The sequence below is a fragment of the Streptomyces physcomitrii genome (assembly GCF_012273655.1).
GTDB classification, from domain to species: Bacteria; Actinomycetota; Actinomycetes; order Streptomycetales; family Streptomycetaceae; genus Streptomyces; species Streptomyces physcomitrii.
Genome location: NZ_JAAWWP010000014.1, coordinates 184,163 through 204,936, shown reverse-complemented (window position 1 = coordinate 204,936; position 20,774 = coordinate 184,163). Strand labels below are relative to the sequence as shown.

3 protein-coding genes are annotated in these 20,774 nt (G+C 74.7%); all 3 read left to right on the top strand.

All coding sequences use genetic code 11. From position 1 onward, the window contains the following. Positions 1-25 precede the first annotated feature (25 nt). The 3 genes from HFV08_RS31200 (at position 26) to HFV08_RS22065 (ending at position 20,715) form a co-directional block, all read left to right on the top strand. Positions 26-11,278, top strand: a complete 11,253-nt coding sequence (locus HFV08_RS31200; protein WP_210430636.1) for a type I polyketide synthase — start codon at positions 26-28, stop codon at positions 11,276-11,278. A gap of 104 nt (positions 11,279-11,382) precedes the next feature. Next, complete coding sequence (locus HFV08_RS22070) at positions 11,383-15,735, top strand: acyltransferase domain-containing protein (RefSeq protein WP_312885781.1); 4,353 nt, start codon at positions 11,383-11,385, stop codon at positions 15,733-15,735. 42 nt (positions 15,736-15,777) lie between these two features. Next, positions 15,778-20,715 (top strand): type I polyketide synthase, encoded by a 4,938-nt coding sequence (locus HFV08_RS22065; RefSeq protein WP_168541680.1) that lies wholly within the window; start codon positions 15,778-15,780, stop codon positions 20,713-20,715. The last annotated feature ends 59 nt before the right edge of the window (positions 20,716-20,774 follow it).

Below are 20,774 nucleotides of genomic sequence, written 5' to 3'. Positions count from 1 at the left end.
CACTTCCATTTTCGAGAGGTCCCCCATGGCGAAAGAAGAGACGCTCCGCGATTACCTGAAGTGGGTCACGGCCGATCTGCACGACACGCGCCGCCGCCTGCGGGAGGTGGAGGACGCCGGCCACGAGCCGCTGGCGATCGTCGGCATGGCCTGCCGCTTCCCCGGCGGGGTCTCCTCGCCCGAAGACCTGTGGCAGCTGGTCTCCGAGGGCGGCGACGCCATCGGGCCCTTCCCCACCGACCGCGGCTGGGACCTGGACGCCATCTACGACCCGGACCCCGAGCGCTCCGGCCGCACCTATGTGCGCGAGGGCGGATTCCTCTACGAGGCGGGCGAGTTCGACCCCTCCGTCTTCGGGATCTCGCCGCGTGAGGCGATGGCCATGGACCCGCAGCAGCGGCTCGTCCTGGAGGCCGCCTGGGAGGCCTTCGAGCGCGCCGGGATCGACCCGCACGCGATGCGCGGCAGCCGCACCGGCACCTTCGTCGGCTGCTACAACCTCGACTACTGCTGGTCCCTGCCGGAGATCCCCGAGGGCTACGAGGGCCACCTCACCACCGGCAGCGCCTCCGCCGTGGTCTCCGGCCGTATCGCGTACACCTTCGGGCTCGAAGGCCCCGCGGTCTCCGTGGACACCGCCTGCTCCTCCGGTCTGGTCGCCCTGCACATGGCCGCGCAGGCGCTGCGGCAGGACGAGTGCAGCATGGCCCTGGTCGGCGGCGTGACGGTGATGTCGACGCCGCTGGAGTTCATCGGCTACAGCGAGCAGCGCGGCATGGCCGCCGACGCCCGCTGCAAGGCCTTCTCCGCCGCGGCCGACGGCATGGCCCTCGCCGAGGGCGCGGGCATGCTCCTGGTCGAGAAGCTCTCCGACGCCGAGGCCAAGGGCCACGAGATCCTCGCCGTGATCCGCGGCTCGGCCACCAACCAGGACGGCGCCTCCAACGGCCTCACCGCCCCCAACGGCCCCGCCCAGCAGCGCGTCATCAAGCAGGCCCTCGCCAACGCCCGGCTGACCACCCAGGACGTGGACGTGGTCGAGGCGCACGGCACCGGCACCGCCCTCGGCGACCCCATCGAGGCGGGCGCCCTGCTCGCCACCTACGGCCAGGGCCGCACCGGCGCCGAGCCGCTGCGCCTCGGCTCGGTCAAGTCCAACATCGGCCACACCCAGGCCGCTTCGGGCCTCGCCGGTGTCATGAAGATGGTCATGGCGATGCGGCACGGCGTCCTGCCGAAGTCCCTGCACGCCGCCGAGCCCTCCCCGCACATCGACTGGACCTCCGGCGCCGTCTCGCTGCTCACCGAGGCCACCGCCTGGAGCACGCCCGAGGACCGCCCGCGCCGGGCCGCCGTCTCCTCCTTCGGCATCAGCGGCACCAACGCCCACGTCATCCTCGAACAGCACGTCCCGGCCGCCGCGCCCGAGACCGCCCCCGCGGCCCCGGACAAGGAGCCCGCCGGCGCCACCGAGTCCGTACCCGGCGAGACCGTCCCGGCCGCGCTCGTCAGCGCCCTCGTCCCGTGGACCGTCTCCGCGAAGCTCCCCGAGGCGCTGCGCGGACAGGCCGCCCGGCTCGCCGAGTTCACCCGCGGTGAGAGCGCCCTGCGCCCCGCCGATGTCGCGGCGGCCCTCACCCGCAGCCGCGCCGCCCTGGAGTCCCGCGGCGTCGTCCTCGCCGAGGACCGCGAGGGCTTCCTCACCGCCCTGGACGCCCTCGCCGAGGCGGCACCCGCCGCCGGAGTGATCGAGGGCGGCACCGTCAAGGGCGCCGACCGCACCGTCTTCGTCTTCCCGGGCCAGGGCTCCCAGTGGGCCGGGATGGCGGTCGAACTCCTCGACTCCTCCCCGGTGTTCGCGGCCCGCCTCGCCGAGTGCGCGGACGCCCTCGCCCCGTACGTGGACTGGTCCCTGGCGGACGTCCTGCGGCAGGCCGAGGGCGCCCCCGGCTTCGACCGCGTCGACGTGGTGCAGCCCGCGCTGTGGGCCGTGATGGTCTCCCTCGCCGAGGTCTGGCGTGCGGCGGGTGTCGCCCCGGCCGCGGTGATCGGCCACTCCCAGGGCGAGATCGCCGCCGCGGCCGTCGCGGGCGCGCTCTCCCTCGGTGATGCCGCCAAGGTCTCGGCCCTGCGCGCCAAGGCGCTGCTCGCGCTCGCGGGCAAGGGCGGGATGGTCTCGGTCGCCGAGGCGGCCGACTCCGTACGGGAGCGGATCTCCGCCTGGGGCGAGCGCCTTGCCCTCGCCTCCGTCAACGGCCCCCAGTCCACGGTGGTCTCGGGTGACCCCGAGGCCCTGGACGAGCTGATGGCGGCTTGCGAGCGGGACGGGGTGCGGGCCCGCCGGATCAATGTGGACTACGCCTCGCACGGCCCCCAGGTCGAGCACATCCGCGCGGAGGTGCTGAGCGCGCTCTCCGGTATCGAGCCGCGCACCGCCGAGGTGCCCTTCCTGTCCACGGTCACCGGCGAGTTCGTCATCGGCACCGACCTGGACGCCGAGTACTGGTACCGCAACCTGCGCAACACCGTCCGCTTCGAGGACGCCGTACGCCTCCTGCTCGACCGGGGCCATGGCGCCTTCGTCGAGGCGAGCGCCCACCCGGTGCTGACCGTCGGCGTGCAGGAGACCATCGACGCGGTGGGCGCCCCCGCGCTGACCCAGGGCACCCTGCGCCGCGACGAGGGCGGCGCCGCCCGCTTCCTCACCTCGCTGGCCGAGGCCTGGACCCACGGCGTGCCCGTCGACTGGGACACCGTGCGCCCCGCGCCCGCCCCGGACACCGCCGTCCACCTGCCCACCTACGCCTTCCAGCGGCAGCGCTACTGGCTGGAGGTCGCCGCGAGCGGAGCCGGTGACGTCGCCGCGGCCGGGCTCGGCGCCACCGACCACCCGCTGCTCGGCGCCGCGGTCCGCCTCGCCGACGGCGACCAGGCCGTGCTGACCGGACGCCTCTCGCTGCGCACTCACCCCTGGCTCGCCGACCACGCGGTCAGCGGCACTGTGCTGCTCCCCGGCACCGCCTTCGTCGAGCTCGCGGTGCGCGCGGGCGACGAGGTCGGCCTCGACCGCCTCGACGAACTCACCCTGGAAGCACCCCTGTTGCTGCCCGAGGACGGGGCGGTGCGGCTCCAGCTCGTGGTCGGCCCCGCGGAGGCCGACGCGCGCAGGCCGGTGAGCCTGTACTCGGCGCCCGAGAGCGCCGAGGAGGACACCGCCTGGACCCGGCACGCCACCGGACTCCTCGGCACCGCGGGCCGCGCCACCGGCACCGCGCTGACCGCCTGGCCCCCGGCGGGCGCCGAATCCGTCGCCCTGGAGGACTTCTACGAGCGGCTCGCGGGCGCCGGATACGAGTACGGCCCGGCCTTCCGCGGACTGACCTCGGTCTGGCGCGTCCCCGGCGGCGAGGAGGTCTACGCCGAGGTCGCCCTCGACCACGACCACCAGGACGAGGCCGCCCGCTTCGGCCTGCACCCCGCCCTGCTCGACGCCGCCCTGCACGCCGGTCTCGTCTCCGCGGCCTCCGGCGGCGAGGGCGTCCGGCTGCCCTTCGCCTGGAACGGTGTCACCCTGCACGCCCAGGGCGCCACCTCGCTGCGGGTGCGGATCACCCCGGCCGGGGACGAGGGCGTCGCCCTGGAGATCGCGGACGCCGCCGGACAGCCGGTCGCCTCGGTGGCCTCGCTCGTCTCCCGGCCGGTGGAGACCGCCCGGCTGAGCAGCCGCCCCGGCCCGCAGGACGACTCGCTGTTCCGCCTGGAGTGGAACGAGGCCGGATTCGACGGCGAGGTGCCCGACCCGGCCGACTGGGCGCTCCTCGGCGAGGACCGCCTCGACCTGCTCGCCGCCTTCGAGCAGCTCGGCCACTTCCCGCAGATCTTCGACGAGGTCGCCGTGCTCGGCGAGAGCGTCGACGCCGGACTGCCCGCCCCCGGGGTCGTCGTGCTGCCGCTCGGCGGCCAGACCCCCGGCGGCTCCCTCGCCGAGGCGCCGGGCCGGGCCACGGCGCAGCTCCTCGCCGTGCTCCAGGAGTGGCTGGCCGACAGCCGCCTGGAGGACTCCCGCCTGGTGGTGGCCACCCGCGGCGCTGTCTCGGTACGTTCCGGCGAGGACGTCACCGACCTCGCCCACGCCACCGCCTGGGGCCTGCTCCGCTCCGCGCAGGCGGAGAACCCGGGCCGCATCCTCCTGGTCGACCTGGACGCCGCCGACCCGGACGCGGCCGCTCTGCTGCCGCGCGCCGTCGCCCTCGCCGCCGAGCACACCGAACCGCAGGCCGCCGTCCGCGCGGGCGCGGTGCTCGTCCCGCGCCTGCTGCGCGGATCCGCCTCCCTGGTGCCGCCCAAGGACACCGACTGGCAGCTGCTTCCCGGGCGTTCGGGCACCCCCGACGATCTCGCCCTGGAACCGGTGGCCGAACTCCCGCTCGGCGAGGGCGAGGTACGGATCGCGGTCCGCGCCGCGGGCCTCAACTTCCGCGATGTGATGATCGCGCTCGGCATGTACCCGGGCGAGGCCACCATGGGCAACGAGGCCGCCGGCGTCGTCGTCGAGACCGGCCCCGGCGTCTCCGGACTGCGCGTCGGCGACCGCGTGATGGGCCCGGTGCCCGGCGCGTTCGGACCCCGCACCACCGCCGACCAGCGCCTGCTGGCCCGCGTCCCGGACGGCTGGAGCTTCGAGCAGGCCGCCTCCGCCACCACCGCCTACCTCACCGCCTACTACGCCCTGGTCGACCTCGCCGGTCTGCGCGCGGGCGAGAAGGTCCTCGTGCACGCCGCGGCGGGCGGCGTCGGCACCGCCGCCGTGCAGCTCGCCCGCCACCTCGGCGCCGAGGTCTTCGGCACCGCCAGCAAGGGCAAGTGGGCGGCACTGCGCGCGGCCGGACTCGACGAGGCCCACCTCGGCTCCTCCCGGGACGCCTCCTTCGCCGAGCACTTCACGGCGGCCGGCCCCCTGGACGTCGTACTGAACTCGCTCAGCGGCGAACTCACCGACGCCTCCCTGGGGTTGCTGCCCAACGGCGGACGCTTCGTCGACATGGGCAAGACCGACATCCGCGAGCCGGAGGCCGTGGCCGAGGCCCACCCGGGCGTCCGCTACCGCGCCTTCGACCTCCTGGAGGCCGGCCCGGACCGGATCGCGGAGATCCTCGCCGAACTGCTGCCGCTGTTCACCTCCGGTGCGCTCGCCCCGCTGCCGGTACGCGGCTGGGACATCCGGCGGGCGGGCGAGGCCTTCCGCTTCATGGCCGCCGCCCGGCACACCGGCAAGCTCGTCCTTACCCTCCCGCAGGGCTGGGACCCCGAGGGCACCGTCCTGATCACCGGCGGCACCGGCACCCTCGGCGGACTGCTCGCCAAGCACCTCGTACGGGAGCAGGGCGTACGGCACGTGCTGCTGACCAGCCGCCGCGGGCCCGATGCTCCCGGCGCCGCCGAACTCCTCGCCGAACTGGCCGACTTGGGCGCCACGGCCCGGGCGGTGGCCTGCGACGCCGCCGACCGCGGACAGCTCGCCGCGGCCCTCGACGGCATCGACGCGGCCCACCCGCTGCGCGGCGTGGTGCACGCCGCCGGTGTCCTCGACGACGGCGTGATCGCCTCGCTCACCCCCGAGCGCCTCGACCACGTCATGCGGCCCAAGTCCACGGCGGCGGCCCATCTGCACGAGCTGACCGCCGATCTGGACCTCACCGCCTTCGTCCTCTTCTCCTCGGCGGCCGGTGTCCTCGGCGGCCCCGCCCAGGGCAACTACGCGGCGGCCAACGCCTTCCTGGACGCCCTCGCCCAGCACCGGGTGGCCAAGGGGCTGCCCGCCTCCTCGATGGCCTGGGGCCTGTGGGGCGAGGCCAGCGGCATGACCGGGCACCTCGACGAGGAGGACGTCGCCCGGATGGCCCGCTCCGGCATGGTCGCCTTCTCCGCCGAGGAGGGCATGCGGCTCTTCGACGCGGCCCTCGCCAGCGGCGAACCCCTGCTCGCCCCGGTCCGCATGGACAGCGCCGCCCTGCGCGCGATGGCCGCCTCCGGCGCCCTGCCCGCGCTCGCCCGCGGTCTTGTCCGGGTGCCGGGCCGCCGGATCGCCCAGTCCGCGGCCGAGGGCGGCTCCGCCTTCGCCCGCCAGATCGCCGCCCTCGGCGCCGACGACCGGCAGCGCACCCTGCTCGACCTGGTCCGCACCCACGCCGCCGCCGTCCTCGGCCACAGCGGCAGCGCCGCCGTCGGCGCCGAACGCGCCTTCAAGGACCTCGGCTTCGACTCGCTCACCGCGGTCGAACTGCGCAACCGGCTCGGCGCCGCCACCGGACTGCGGCTTCCCGCGACCGTCGTCTTCGACCACCCCACCCCCGCCGCGCTCGCCCGGCAGATCGGCTCCGAACTCCTCGGCGCCGCACCGGAGGAGAGCGTCGAGGAGACCCGCACCGCGGTCGCCGACGACAGCGACCCGGTGGTCATCGTCGGCATGTCCTGCCGCTTCCCGGACGGCGTGGACTCGCCGGAGGCGCTGTGGCAGCTGGTCACCGAGGGCCGCGACGCCATCGGCCCCTTCCCCACCGACCGCGGCTGGGACCTCGCCGGAATCTACGACCCCGAGCCCGGCATCCCCGGCAAGAGCTATGTGCGCGAGGGCGGATTCCTGCACGAGGCGGGCCAGTTCGACCCCGAGCTGTTCGGGATCTCCCCGCGTGAGGCCCTGGCGATGGACCCGCAGCAGCGGCTCGTCCTGGAGGGCACCTGGCAGGTCTTCGAGCGCGCGGGCATCGACCCCGCCGCGCTCAAGGGCAGCCGCACCGGCGTCTTCGTCGGCGCGGTGCCCTCCGGCTACGCCACCGAACTCGCCGAGATCCCGGACGGCGTCGAGGGCTACTTCGGCACCGGCCTGTCCAACAGCGTCATCACCGGCCGCGTCGCCTACACCTTCGGACTCGAAGGCCCCGCGGTCACCGTCGACACCGCCTGCTCCTCGGGCCTGGTCGCCCTGCACCTCGCCGCCAACGCGCTGCGCCAGGGCGAGTGCAGCATGGCCGTCGCCGGGGGTGTGGCCGTGATGTCCACCCCGGTGGAGTTCATGGAGTTCGGCCGCCAGCGCGCGCTCGCCCCGGACGCCCGCTGCAAGGCCTTCGCCGCCTCCGCCGACGGCACCAGCTTCTCCGAGGGGCTCGGCGTGCTCCTCCTGGAACGCCTCTCCGACGCCCGCCGCAAGGGCCACCAGGTCCTCGCCGTGATCCGCGGCTCGGCCACCAACCAGGACGGCGCCTCCAACGGCCTCACCGCCCCGAGCGGCCCCTCCCAGCAGCGCGTCATCCGCCAGGCCCTCGCCAACGCCCGCCTCTCCGCGCTCGACGTGGACGCGGTCGAGGCGCACGGCACCGGTACGAAGCTGGGCGACCCCATCGAGGCGCACGCCCTGCTCGCCACCTACGGCCAGGGCCGCGAGGAGGAACGCCCGCTGCTGCTCGGCTCGTTGAAGTCCAACATCGGCCACACCCAGGCCGTCTCCGGCATCGCGGGCGTCATCAAGTCCGTGATGGCGCTCCGGCACGGCGTACTGCCGAGGACCCTGCACGTGGACGCGCCCTCCCCGCACATCGAGTGGGACCAGGGTGCGGTGGAACTGCTCACCGAGGAGCGGGCCTGGCCCGAGACCGGCCGCGCCCGCCGCGTCGGCATCTCCTCCTTCGGCATCAGCGGCACCAACGCCCACCTCATCCTGGAGCAGCCCGCCGAAGCCGGGCCGGACGGCACGGACCGCGCGCCCGCCCGCCAGGACGCCCCCGCCCTCGCGGAGGTGCTCGCCCCGACCGTCCCCTGGCCGCTGTCCGGCAAGAACCCCGGCGCCCTCCAGGGCCAGGCCGCCCGGCTCGCCGCGCACCTGGCCGAGGACCACGACCTCTCCCTCTCCGACCTCGGCCTCTCCCTCGCCGCCACCCGCGCCCAGCTCGAACACCGCGCGGTCGTCGTCCTCGGCAGCCGCGAGGAAGCCCTTGGCGGCCTCGGCGCCCTGGGCGAGCAGATGCCCGCGGGCAATGTCGTCACCGGCGCCGCGGACCTCTCCGGCAAGACGGTGTTCGTCTTCCCGGGTCAGGGTTCGCAGTGGGCGGGGATGGCGGTCGAACTCCTGGACTCCTCGCCGGTGTTCGCGGCCCGGTTCGCCGAAGTGGCGGGCGCTGTCGAGGAGTACGTGGACTGGTCGGTGGAGTCGGTGGTCCGGGGTGCGGACGAGGCCCCGTCGCTCGACCGCATCGAGATCCTTCAGCCGGTGCTGTTCACGGTGATGGTGTCGCTGGCCGCGCTGTGGCGCGCCGCCGGTGTGGTGCCGGACGCGGTGGTCGGCCACTCGCAGGGTGAGATCGCCGCTGCTGCCGTCTCCGGTGCGTTGTCGCTTGAGGATGCGGCTCAAGTGGTGGTGCTGCGTTCGCAGTTGTTCGCTGATGAGCTGGTGGGCAAGGGTGCGGTGGCGTCTGTGTCTCTCCCCGCCGCCGAGGTCGAGGCTCGTATCGCTCGCTTCAACGGTGAGGCTGAGTTGCTGTCGATCGCGGGGAACAATGGTCCGCGTTCGGTGACGGTCGCGGGTCAAGTCGCCGCTCTGGAGGAGCTGGTGGCGGAGTTGGAGGCGGAGGGTGTCCGGGCGAAGGTGATCGGTTCGACGGTCGCCTCGCACTGCGCTCAGGTGGATCCGCTGCACGAGCGGATCCTGGACCTGTTGTCGTTCGTCGAGCCGCGTGAGGGCTCCGTCCCGCTGTACTCGACGGTCAACGGCGAGGTGCTGTCCGGTGCCGAGTTGGATGCTTCGTACTGGTTCGAGAACTGCCGTCGCCCGGTGAGCTTCGAGCCCGTCGTACGCGCGCTGTTCGCCGACGGCTTCGACGTCTTCGTGGAGTCGAGCGCCCACCCGGTGCTGACCTACGGCATCAGTGAGACCGCCGAGGCCGCGGGCCGGGACGTCCTCGCGCAGGGCACCCTGCGGCGCGAGGAGGGCGGGCTCGCCCGGTTCTACAGCTCCCTCGCGGGGGCCTGGACCCGGGGCGTGGACGTCGACTGGGCCGGGGCCTTCGCCGGGCGCGGGGCCCGGGTGGTCGACCTGCCGACCTACGCCTTCCAGCACCAGCGCTACTGGCTGGAGTCCGGCACCGCCGCCGCGGCCTCACCGCTCGCGGACGAGATGACCGCCGGGTTCTGGACCGCGGTGGAGAACGAGGACCTGGACGCCCTCTCCGGCACCGTCGGCATCGACGCGGAGCTGCCGCTGCGCGAACTGCTCCCGGCACTGTCCTCCTGGCGCCGCGGCCGCCACGAGCAGACCACCGTCGACTCCTGGCGCTACGAGGTCAACTGGGCGCCGCTCGCCGACACTTCGGAGGCGAAGCTCGACGGGGACTGGCTGGCCGTACTGCCCGCCGGGGCCGAGAGCGAGACCAAGTCCGTCCTCGACGCGCTCGCCGCACGCGGCGCCCGGCTGCGTACCGTGACGCTGGACCCGGCCGCGCCCGACCGCGAGGCCTGGGTCCGGGAGCTGACCGAGGCGGCGGCGGAGGAACCGGCCGGACTGCTCTCGCTGCTCGGTCTCGCCGAGGAGCGGGATGCGGCGGCCACCGGCACCCTGGTGCTCTTCCAGGCGCTCACCGACTCCGGTCTGGGCGCCCCGCTGTGGGCGCTCACCCGGGGCGCGGTCGCCACCCCGGGCGACGGGCCCGCCGACCCGGTGCAGGCGCAGCTGTGGGGCTTCGGGCGGGTCGCCGCCCTCGAACAGCCCCGCGACTGGGGCGGCCTGGTCGATCTGCCGGCGGAGTTCGACGAGCGGGCCGCCGACCGGCTCGCCCGGGTGCTCGCCGGTCTCGGCGACGAGGACCAGGTGGCGCTGCGCGAGACCGGCGCCTTCGGCCGCCGTCTGGCCCGCGCCCCGCTGGCCGGTGCCGAGCCGGTACGCCGGTGGAAGCCCTCCGGGACCGCCCTGGTCACCGGCGGCACCGGCGGTGTGGGCGCCCATGTCGCCCGCTGGCTGGCCCGCAACGGCGCCGCCCACCTGGTGCTGACCAGCCGCCGCGGGGCCGAGGCCCCCGGCGCGGCCGAACTCGCCGCGGAACTGCGGGAGTCGGGCGCCGAGGTCACCCTCGCCGCCTGCGATGTCGCCGACCGGGAGCAGCTGGCCGCAGTCCTCGCGGACATCCCCGCGGAGCAGCCGCTGCGGGCCGTGGTGCACGCGGTCGGCATCGTGCAGACCACCCTCATCGGGGACACCACGGTCGAGGACTACCGGCGCATCAACGCGGGCAAGATCCGCGGCGCCGAGCACCTGGACGCCCTGCTCGGGGACACCCCGCTCGACGCCTTCGTGCTCTTCTCCTCCAACTCCGGTGTCTGGGGCAGCGGCCGGCACAGCGGCTACGCCCCCGGCAACGCCTACCTGGACGCCTTCGCCCAGCGGCGCCGGGCCCGCGGCCTGCCCGCCACCTCGCTGGCCTGGGGTGCCTGGGGCGGCGGCGGCATGATGGAGGGCGAGGGCGTCGAGGAGTACATGCGCAAGCGCGGTGTCCTGGAGATGGCGCCGGAACTCGCCCTCGCCGCCATGGTCCAGGCCGTGGAGCACGAGGAGGTCTTCCGGGCCATCGCCGACGTGGAGTGGGAGCGCTTCGTGCCCGGCTTCACCTCCGGCCGCCCGAGCCCGCTGATCACCGGTATCCCGGAGGCCGTGCGGGCACTGAAGGCCACCGAGGAGGACGGCGCGGAGACCGGTGCCGCGAGCGGGGCCGCCGCGAAGCTCGCCGAGCGGCTGGCCGCCGCGACCCCGGCCGAGCGGGACGCCATCCTGCTCGACCTGGTACGCGGACAGGTCGCCGCCGTCCTCGGGCACGCCTCCGGGGAGGACATCGAGCCCGGGCGCGCCTTCAAGAACCTCGGCTTCGACTCGCTCACCGCGGTCGAGCTGCGGGACCGCCTCGGCTCCGCCACCGGCCACAAGCTCCCGGCCACCATCGTCTTCGACTACCCCAACCCGACTGCCCTCGCCCAGCACCTGCGGGCCGCCGTACTGCCCGACTCGGCGCAGCCCGTCGGCTCCGTACTCGACGAACTCGACCGCCTGGAAGGGGCGTTGGCCGCCTCCGAGCCGGACAGCGACACCCGCACCAAGCTGAAGAAGCGGCTCGAAGCACTGCTGTGGACCTGGGGCCAGAACCCCGCCGACACCGCAGCGGACGCCGAAGAAGGCGACCTGGAGTCGGCCTCCGCCGACGACATGTTCGCCCTGCTCGACAAAGAGCTCGGCACCTCCTGACCCCGACCACACCAGTCCCCGGCCGGAGTCCGTCCGGCCGGTGCCCCGAACCCGGGGCACCGGCCGGACGGGCCCGGCCCTCCGCCGCACGCGGCCTCACGGAGATCTCGACCATGGCGAACCACGCGAACAACGAAGAGAAACTGCTCGAATACCTCAAGCGGGCCACGGCCGATCTGCAGCAGACCCGCAAGCGCCTGCAGGCCGTCCAGGCGGCGGAGCACGAGCCCATCGCCCTCGTCGGCATGGCCTGCCGCTACCCCGGCGACGCCGACTCTCCCGAGGCGCTGTGGGACCTGGTGGCCAAGGGACAGGACGCGGTGGGCGCCTTCCCCGGCAACCGCGGCTGGGACATCGAGTCCCGCTACAGCGCGGACCCCGACGTCCCCGGCAGCAACTACGTACGGGAGGGCGCCTTCCTCTACGACGTGGACGAGTTCGACGCGGACTTCTTCGGGATCAACCCGCGTGAGGCGCTCGCCATGGACCCGCAGCAGCGGCTGCTCCTGGAGACCGGCTGGGAGGCCGTGGAGCGCGCGGGCATCGACCCGCTGAGCCTGACCGGCAGCGCCACCGGCACCTTTGTCGGCTTCAGCGCCATGGACTACACCTCGGGCATGACCGAGGTGCCCGAGGAGGTCGAGGGCTACATCGGCACCGGCAACCTCGCCAGCGTCATGTCGGGCCGGCTCTCGTACTCCCTCGGTCTCGAAGGCCCGGCGGTCACCATCGACACCGCCTGCTCCTCCTCGCTCGTCGCCATGCACATGGCCGCGCAGGCGCTGCGGGCGGGGGAGTGCTCGATGGCCCTGGCGGGCGGCGTCACCGTGATGTCCAACCAGGCCGGGTTCATCGAGTTCAGCCGTCAGCGGGCGCTCGCCCCGGACGGCCGCTGCAAGGCCTTCGCCGCCGCGGCCGACGGCTTCGGGCCCTCGGAGGGCGCCGGGATCGTCGTCATGGAACGCCTCTCCGACGCCCGGCGCGCGGGTCGCCGGATCCTCGCCGTGCTGCGCGGCTCCGCCGTCAACCAGGACGGCGCGAGCAACGGCCTCACCGCCCCCAACGGCCCCTCCCAGGTGCGCGTCATCCGGCAGGCCCTCGCCAACGCCCGGGTGCCCGCCGCCGAGGTCGACGCGGTCGAGGGCCACGGCACCGGCACCACCCTCGGCGACCCCATCGAGGCGCAGGCCCTGCTCGCCACCTACGGCCAGAACCGGCCGGAGGGGCAGCCGCTCTGGCTCGGCTCGCTGAAGTCGAATATCGGCCACACCTCGGCCGCCTCGGGTGTGGCCAGCGTCATGAAGATGGTCATGGCCATGCGCAACGGCCTGCTCCCGCAGACCCTGCACGTGGACGCGCCCTCGCCGAAGATCGACTGGGACTCCGGCGCCGTCGAACTCCTCACCGAGGCCCGCGACTGGCCCCGCACCGGCCGCCCCCGCCGCGCCGGTGTCTCCGCCTTCGGCATCAGCGGCACCAACGCCCACGTCATCCTCGAAGAGGCCCCGGCCCCCGAGGCCCCGGTCACGGGGAGCGGGGCCCCCGCAGCCGCCGCCTCGGCCGAGGGCGCCGAGGCGACCGACCCCGCCGCGGACCCCGCCACCGGCGAGGCGGCCCCGGCGCTCCTGTCCCGGCTCGGCACCACGGTGCCCTGGCTGCTCTCCGGACGGACCGCCAAGGCCCTGCGCGGGCAGGCCGAACGGCTCCGCCGGTACGCGGCCACCGGCGACCTCGACACCACCGCCACCGGCGTCGCCCTCGCCACCGCGCGGTCCGCCTTCGACCACCGCGCCGCCGTGGCCGCCCCCGGCCAGGAGGACACCCTCCGCGGCCTGGCGGCCCTCGCCGAGGGCGACCTCGCCGCCGGAGCGCTCCAGGGCCGCGACCAGGGCGGCAAGTCCGTCTTCGTCTTCCCGGGTCAGGGTTCGCAGTGGGCGGGGATGGCGGTCGAACTCCTCGATTCCTCGCCGGTGTTCGCGGCTCGTCTGGGGGAGTGCGCGGAGGCGCTGGACCCGTTCGTGGACTGGTCGCTGGTGGATGTGCTGCGGCAGGCGGACGGCGCTCCCGGTTTCGATCGCGTCGATGTGGTGCAGCCCGCGCTGTGGGCGGTGATGGTGTCGCTTGCCGAGGTGTGGCGTGCGGCGGGTGTCGCTCCGGCCGCGGTGATCGGTCACTCCCAGGGTGAGATCGCGGCTGCTGCGGTGTCCGGTGCACTGTCGCTGTCGGATGCGGCGAAGGTCTCGGCCCTGCGCGCGAAGGCGCTTCTCGCGCTGGCGGGCAAGGGCGGGATGGTCTCGGTCGCGGATGCGGCCGATTCCGTACGGGAGCGTATTTCGGCCTGGGGTGAGCGGCTGGCCCTCGCCTCCGTCAACGGCCCGCAGTCGACGGTGGTTTCGGGTGATCCGGAGGCGCTGGACGAGCTGATGGCGGCCTGTGAGGCGGACGGGGTACGGGCGCGGCGGATCAATGTGGACTACGCCTCGCACGGCCCCCAGGTCGAGCAGATCCGCGAGGAGGTGCTCGGACTCCTGGACGGTATTCAGCCACGCGCTGCCGAGGTGCCGTTCCTGTCCACGGTGACCGGTGAGTTCGTGACCGGCACCGAGCTGGACGCCGAGTACTGGTACCGCAATCTGCGCAACACGGTCCGCTTCGAGGACGCCGTACGGCAGTTGCTGGCCTCGGGGCACAGCCTGTTCCTGGAGTCCAGCGCGCACCCGGTGCTCACCGTGGGCGTGCAGGAGAGCATCGACGCCGCCGGTGCCGCCGCCACCTCCCAGGGCACCCTGCGCCGCGAGGAGGGCGGCCCCGACCGGCTGCTCGCCTCCCTCGCGGAGGCCTGGGCGCACGGTGCCGCGGTCGACTGGCGCCTGGTCTACGCCGGGCACGAGGCCTCCGGCGCCGACCTGCCCACCTACGCCTTCCAGCGGCAGCGGTACTGGCTGGATGTCGCCGCCGCGGCCGCCGCCGATGTCACCGCGGCCGGGCTCGGCGCCACCGACCACCCCCTGCTCGGCGCCGCGGTCCGGCTCGCCGAGGGCAACCAGACCGTGCTGACCGGGCGGCTCTCGCTGCGTACCCACCCCTGGCTCGGCGACCACGTGGTCGCCGGGGTGCGGGTGCTGCCGGGCGGCGCCTTCGTCGAGCTCGCGGTGCGCGCGGGCGACGAGGCCGGCTGCGACCGGCTCACCGAACTCGCCCTGGAGACCCCGATGGTGATCCCCGCCGAGGGCGCCGTCCAGGTGCAGGTGGTGGTCGGTCCGGAGAGCGACACGGGGCGCGCCGTCACCGTCTACGGGCGGCCCGAGAGCGCCGGGGACGCGGGCGAGTGGACCCGGCACGCCCACGGCCGCCTGGAGCGCTCGGACAGCCCCGAGGGCGGCACCGAACTCACCGCCTGGCCGCCGAGCGGCGCCGAGCGGGTCGACCTCGACGGCTTCTATGAGGGGCTGCACCAGCAGGGGTACGGGTACGGCCCGGTCTTTCAGGGGTTGGCCGACGTCTGGCTCGCGGGCGACGGTGGCGGTGTGTTCGCCGAGGTGACGCTGCCAGCGGAGCAGCAGGAAGACGCAGGCCGGTTCGGCCTCCACCCGGCCCTGCTCGACTCGGCGCTCCACGCGCTCGCGGTCAGCGGGCCGGAGGCGGAGGAGGGCACGGCCTGGCTGCCGTACGCCTTCACGGGGCTGCGTCTGTACGCGGCCGGTGCCACCCGGGTGCGCGTGCACCTCAAGCCGGTCGGCCCCGAGGAAGTGGCCCTCGTGGTCGCCGATGTGACCGGGCGTCCGGTCGCCACCGTCGACTCCTTCGCCTCCCGGCTGGTCTCCGGCGCCGAGCTGACCGCCCTCGCGGACGCCGTGGCCGGAGGCACCGCCGCGGCCGTCCTGCCGGGCACCCCGCTGCGCCGCGCGGCGGCCGGGCAGGACGACGCCGAGGCCGAGTCCTTCACCGCCCGGCTCGCCGCGATGGGCCCCGAGGAGCAGGAGCGCGCGCTGACCGACCTGGTGCGCAGCCGGGTCGCCGCGGTGCTCGGGCACGGCGAGAGCGAGACCGTGGAGGCCGAACGCGCCTTCCGCGACCTCGGCTTCGACTCGCTCACCGCGGTCGAGCTGCGCAACCGGCTCACCGCCGCGACCGGCCTGAGCCTGCCCGCGACGCTGGTCTTCAGCCACCCCACCCCGCTGGCCCTCGCCCAGCACCTGCTCGACCAGCTCGGCACCGTGGGCGCGGCCGAGGGCCCGGTGGCCCGCGAGTTCGCCGCCCTCGAAGCGGCCCTGTCGGCCGAGGCCCCCGAGGGCGAGGACCGCGAGGCGGTCGTCGGCCGCCTGGAGGCCCTGCTGTGGCGGTGGCGCGAGCGCTCGGGATCCGGTTCCGGCGGTGTGATCGAGTCCGGCGCCCTCGACTCGGTGTCCGACGACGAGATCTTCGACCTGATCGACAAGGAACTGGGAGCTTCCTGACCTGCTCCTCCAGCCCCGTATCCACAAGGAGAACTCGACAGCATGTCGACGAGCAACGAAGCGAAGCTCCGCGAGTACCTCAAGCGCGTCACCACCGACCTCAGCCAGACCCGCCAGCAGCTTCGCGAGGCGGAGAACGCCGGCCACGAGCCGCTCGCCATCGTCTCGATGGCCTGCCGCTTCCCCGGCGGCGTCACCGACCCCGAGGGCTTCTGGCAGCTGATCGCCTCCGGCACCGACGCGATCAGCACCTTCCCCACCGACCGCGGCTGGGACGTGGAGAACCTCTACGACCCGGACCCCGACAAGCCGGGCACCACCTACGTCCGCGAGGGCGGCTTCCTCGACGACGCCACCCTCTTCGACCCCGAGCTGTTCGGCATCTCGCCCCGCGAGGCCGCCGCGATGGACCCGCAGCAGCGGCTCTTCCTGGAGACCGCCTGGGAGACCCTGGAGCGCGGCGGCTTCGACCCCCTGTCGCTGAAGTCGACGCCGACCGGGGTTTTCGTGGGCGCCGTCGCCTCCGACTACGCCTCCCGCCTGGACGCGCTCCCGGAGGGCACCGAGGGCTACATCGGCACCGGCACCATGTCCTCCGTGCTGTCCGGCCGCATCGCCTACACCTTCGGCCTGGCCGGTCCCGCCGTCACCGTGGACACCGCCTGCTCCTCCGGTCTGGTCGCCCTGCACCTGGCGATCCAGGCGCTGCGCCAGGGCGAGTGCGACCTGGCGCTCGCGGCCGGGGTCGCCGTGATGGCGAGCCCCGCCGCCTTCGTCGAGTTCAGCCGCCAGCGGGCGCTGGCCCCCGACGGCCGCTGCAAGGCCTTCGGCGCGGGCGCCGACGGCACCACCTGGTCCGAGGGCGCGGGCGTCCTCCTCGTGGAGCGCCTCTCCGACGCGCAGCGCAACGGGCACCAGGTCCTCGCCGTGATCCGCGGCTCCGCCCTCAACCAGGACGGCGCCTCCAACGGGCTCACCGCCCCCAGCGAGCCCGCCCAGCAGGAGGTCATCCGCCGGGCCCTCGCCAACGCCCGGCTCACCGCGGCCCAGGTCGACGCGGTCGAGGCGCACGGCACCGGCACCACCCTCGGCGACCCCATCGAGGCGCAGGCCCTGCTCGCCACGTACGGCAAGGAGAAGAGCGCCGAGGCGCCGCTGTGGCTCGGCTCGGTGAAGTCGAACATCGGCCACGGCGGACCGGTCGCGGGCATCGCCGGGGTCATCAAGATGGTGCAGGCGCTGCGGCACGGACAGCTGCCGCGCACCCTGCACGCCGAGGAGAGCTCCCCGCACATCGACTGGTCCAGCGGCGCGGTCAAGCTGCTCACCGAGGCGCGGGACTGGGCCCCGGGCGCCGATCCGCGCCGGGCCGGTGTCTCCTCCTTCGGCGTCAGCGGCACCAACGCCCATGTCATCCTCGAAGAGGCCCCGGCCGCCGAGGAGCCGGCGGACACCCCGGCCGAGGACGCGGGCGGCCCCGCCCTGTGGACCCTCTCCGGGCGCACCGAGGCCGCGCTGCGCGCCCAGGCCGCCCGGCTGCTCGCCCACGTCAGCGAGGGCGCCGACCCCGCCTCCACCGGCTGGTCGCTGGCCACCACCCGTACCGCGCACCCGGTCAGGGCCGCGGTCGCGGCGCCGGACCACGCCTCCTTCCTCTCCGGTCTGAAGGCCCTCGCCGACGGCGACGACCTCGGCAGCCAGGCCGTCCCCGGCGCCGACCGCCCCGTCTTCGTCTTCCCCGGCCAGGGTTCGCAGTGGCCGGGTATGGCGGTCGAACTCCTGGACTCCTCGCCGGTGTTCGCGGCGCGGCTGGCGGAGTGCGCTGAGGCGCTGGCCCCGTACGTGGACTGGTCGCTGCTGGATGTGCTGCGGCAGGCGGACGGTGCTCCGGGCTTCGACCGGGTGGACGTCGTGCAGCCCGCGCTGTGGGCCGTGATGGTCTCGCTCGCCGAACTGTGGCGCGCCAACGGCATCCGCCCGGCGGCGGTGCTCGGGCACTCGCAGGGCGAGATCGCCGCGGCGGCCGTCTCGGGTGCGCTGTCGCTCGGCGACGCCGCGAAGGTCTCGGCGCTGCGGGCCAAGGCGCTGCTGGCGCTCGCGGGCAAGGGCGGCATGGTCTCGGTCGCGGCCCCCGCCGCCGAGGTCACCACCCGTATCGAGGCCTGGGGCGAACGCCTCTCGCTCGCCTCGGTCAACGGCCCCCGCTCGACCGTGGTCTCCGGTGAACCGGGCGCCCTGGACGAGCTTCTTGCCGCCTGCGAGCGGGACGGGGTGCGCGCCCGCCGCATCAACGTCGACTACGCCTCGCACTCGGCCCAGGTGGAGTCCATCCGCGAGGAGGTGCTCGGCGCCCTCGCCGGGATCACCCCGCGGGCGGCCGAGGTGCCCTTCTTCTCCACGGTCACCGCCCTGCCGGTGACGGGCACCGAGCTGGACGCCGAGTACTGGTTCACCAACCTGCGCACCACCGTCCGCTTCGAGGAGGGCGTCCGCGCCCTGCTCGCCTCCGGGCACGGCCTTTTCGTGGAGTCCAGCGCCCACCCGGTGCTCACCATCGGGGTGCAGGAGACCATCGACGAGCTCGGCTCCTCGGCGGTCACCCTCGGCACCCTGCGCCGCGAGGAGGGCGGCCCGCTGCGCTTCCTCAGCTCGCTCGGCGAGGCCTGGGCGCACGGCGCCACCCCCGACTGGGCGGCCGTCTACCGCGACCGCCCGGTGCGCCGCGTCCCGCTGCCCACCTACGCCTTCCAGCACCGCAGTTACTGGCTGGAGGACGAGAGCGCGGCCGCCGCGAGCGGCACCGCCCCCGGCGGTCCCGTGGACGAGGTGGACGCCGCCTTCTGGGCCGCCGTCGAGAGGGGCGACCTCTCCGCGCTCGACGGCCTCGACCTCGCCGCCGACCAGCCGATCGGTTCCGTACTGCCCGCCCTGACCGACTGGCGGCGTACCCGAAGGGAAAAGTCCGTCATGGACTCCTGGCGCTACCGCGCTGTGTGGACGGTCGCCGAGACCGCCGAGCCCGCCCTCACCGGCACCTGGCTGATCATCGAACCCGAGGGCCGGGCCGACGACCTCGCCGAGGCCGCGGCGCAGCAGCTCAAGGAGCACGGCGCGCAGAGCATCCGCATCCCGGTCGAGATCGACGCCGCGGACCGCTACACCCTGGCCCAGCAGATCCACGAGACGCTGACCGAGGGCACCGAGATCACCGGCGTGCTCTCGCTGCTCTCCCTCGACGAGCGCCCGCACCCCGAGTACGAGGCGCTGCCGCTCGGCCTCGCGGGTACGGTCACCCTGGTGCAGGCGGTCCTCCAGGTCCGCGAACTCGCCGAGTTCGACGCGCCGGTGTGGTCGCTGACCCAGGGCGCCGTCTCGATCGGCGACACGGACGCCGTCACCAGCCCGGTGCAGGCCGCTGTCTGGGGCCTGGCCCGCGTCCTGGTGCAGGAGCACCCGCGGCTGTGGGGCGGCATCGTCGACCTGCCGCAGCAGGTGGACGAGCAGGCCTGGACCCGGCTCGCCCGGGTGCTCACCGAACCCGGTGACGAGGACCAACTCGCCATCCGCTCCTGGGACATCCTGGTCCGCAGGCTGGTCCGCGCGCCCCTCGGCGACACCGCCCCGGCCCGCGAGTGGAAGCCCGAGGGCACCGCCCTGGTCACCGGCGGCACCGGCGGCCTCGGCGCCCACACCGCCCGCTGGCTGGCCCGCAGCGGCGCCGAGCACCTGGTCCTGGTCAGCCGCAGCGGCGCGGACGCCCCCGGCGCCGCCGCACTCACCGCCGAACTCGAAGAGCTGGGCGCCCGGGTGACCCTCGCCGCCGCCGACGTCTCGGACCGCGAGGCGCTCGCCGGGGTGCTCGCGGCGATCCCCGCCGAGACCCCGCTGACCTCCGTCTTCCACACCGCCGCCGTCCTCGACGACGGCATGGTCGACACCCTCACCCCGGACCGCCTGGAGCGCACCTTCCAGGTCAAGGCGCGCGGCGCCCAGCACCTGGCCGAACTCACCGCCGACGCCGGGCTGACCGCCTTCGTGCTCTTCTCCTCCTTCGGCGCCTCCTACGGCTCCGCGGGCCTCGGCAACTACACGCCCGGCAACACCTTCCTGGACGCCCTCGCCGAGCAGCGGCGCGCCCAGGGGCTGCCCGCCACCTCGGTGGTCTGGGGCACCTGGGAGGGCAGCGGCATGGCCGACAACGGCGTCGGCGAGCGGGCCCGCACCCAGGGCGTCTGGGAGCTGCCGCCCGAGCAGGCCACCGCCGCGCTCCAGCAGGCCCTGGACCACGAGGAGACCAACCCGGTCCTCATCGACATCCGCTGGGACAGCTTCTCGCTCGGCACCAACACCGAGCGGAACAGCCCGCTGTTCGAGATGGTGCCGGAGGCCGCCGCCAAGGTGGCCGCCGCGCAGGCCGAGGCCGAGTCCGCCGCCGAGGAGAGCGCCGGCGCCCCCGAGGCACTGCTCGCCCGGCTCCAGGCGCAGCCGCCGTCCGAGCAGGAGCGCATCCTGCTCGAACTGGTCCGCAAGCAGGCCGCCTCCGTCCTCGGCCACGGCAGCACGGGCGAGGGCGCGCTCGCCGCCGTCGGACCCGACCGGCCCTTCCGGGAACTCGGCTTCGACTCGCTGAGCGCCGTCGAACTGCGCAACCGGCTCGGCGCCGCCACCGGCCTCAGCCTGCCCTCCACCCTCGTCTTCGACCACCCGACACCCGCCGAACTCGCCGCCGAGCTGCGCACCGAACTCCTCGGCGAGAGCGGCGGGGTGGAGCCGGTGCTCGACGAGATCGGGCGCCTGGAAGCCCTACTGGGCTCCGCCCCGGAGGACCCGGAGGCCCGCGCGGCCATCACCGGCCGCCTCCAGGCCCTGCTGTCCACCTGGACCGGCAAGGGCGGCGGGAACCAGGGCGAGAGCGATGTGGACGCGGCCTCCGACGACGAGCTGTTCGGCCTGCTCGACGACGAACTCGAAACGAAATAACCCATGAACGGCGCCGCTTCGGCCTTCCGCTTCCCGTGCCCGGTCCTGTTTCCGGTAGG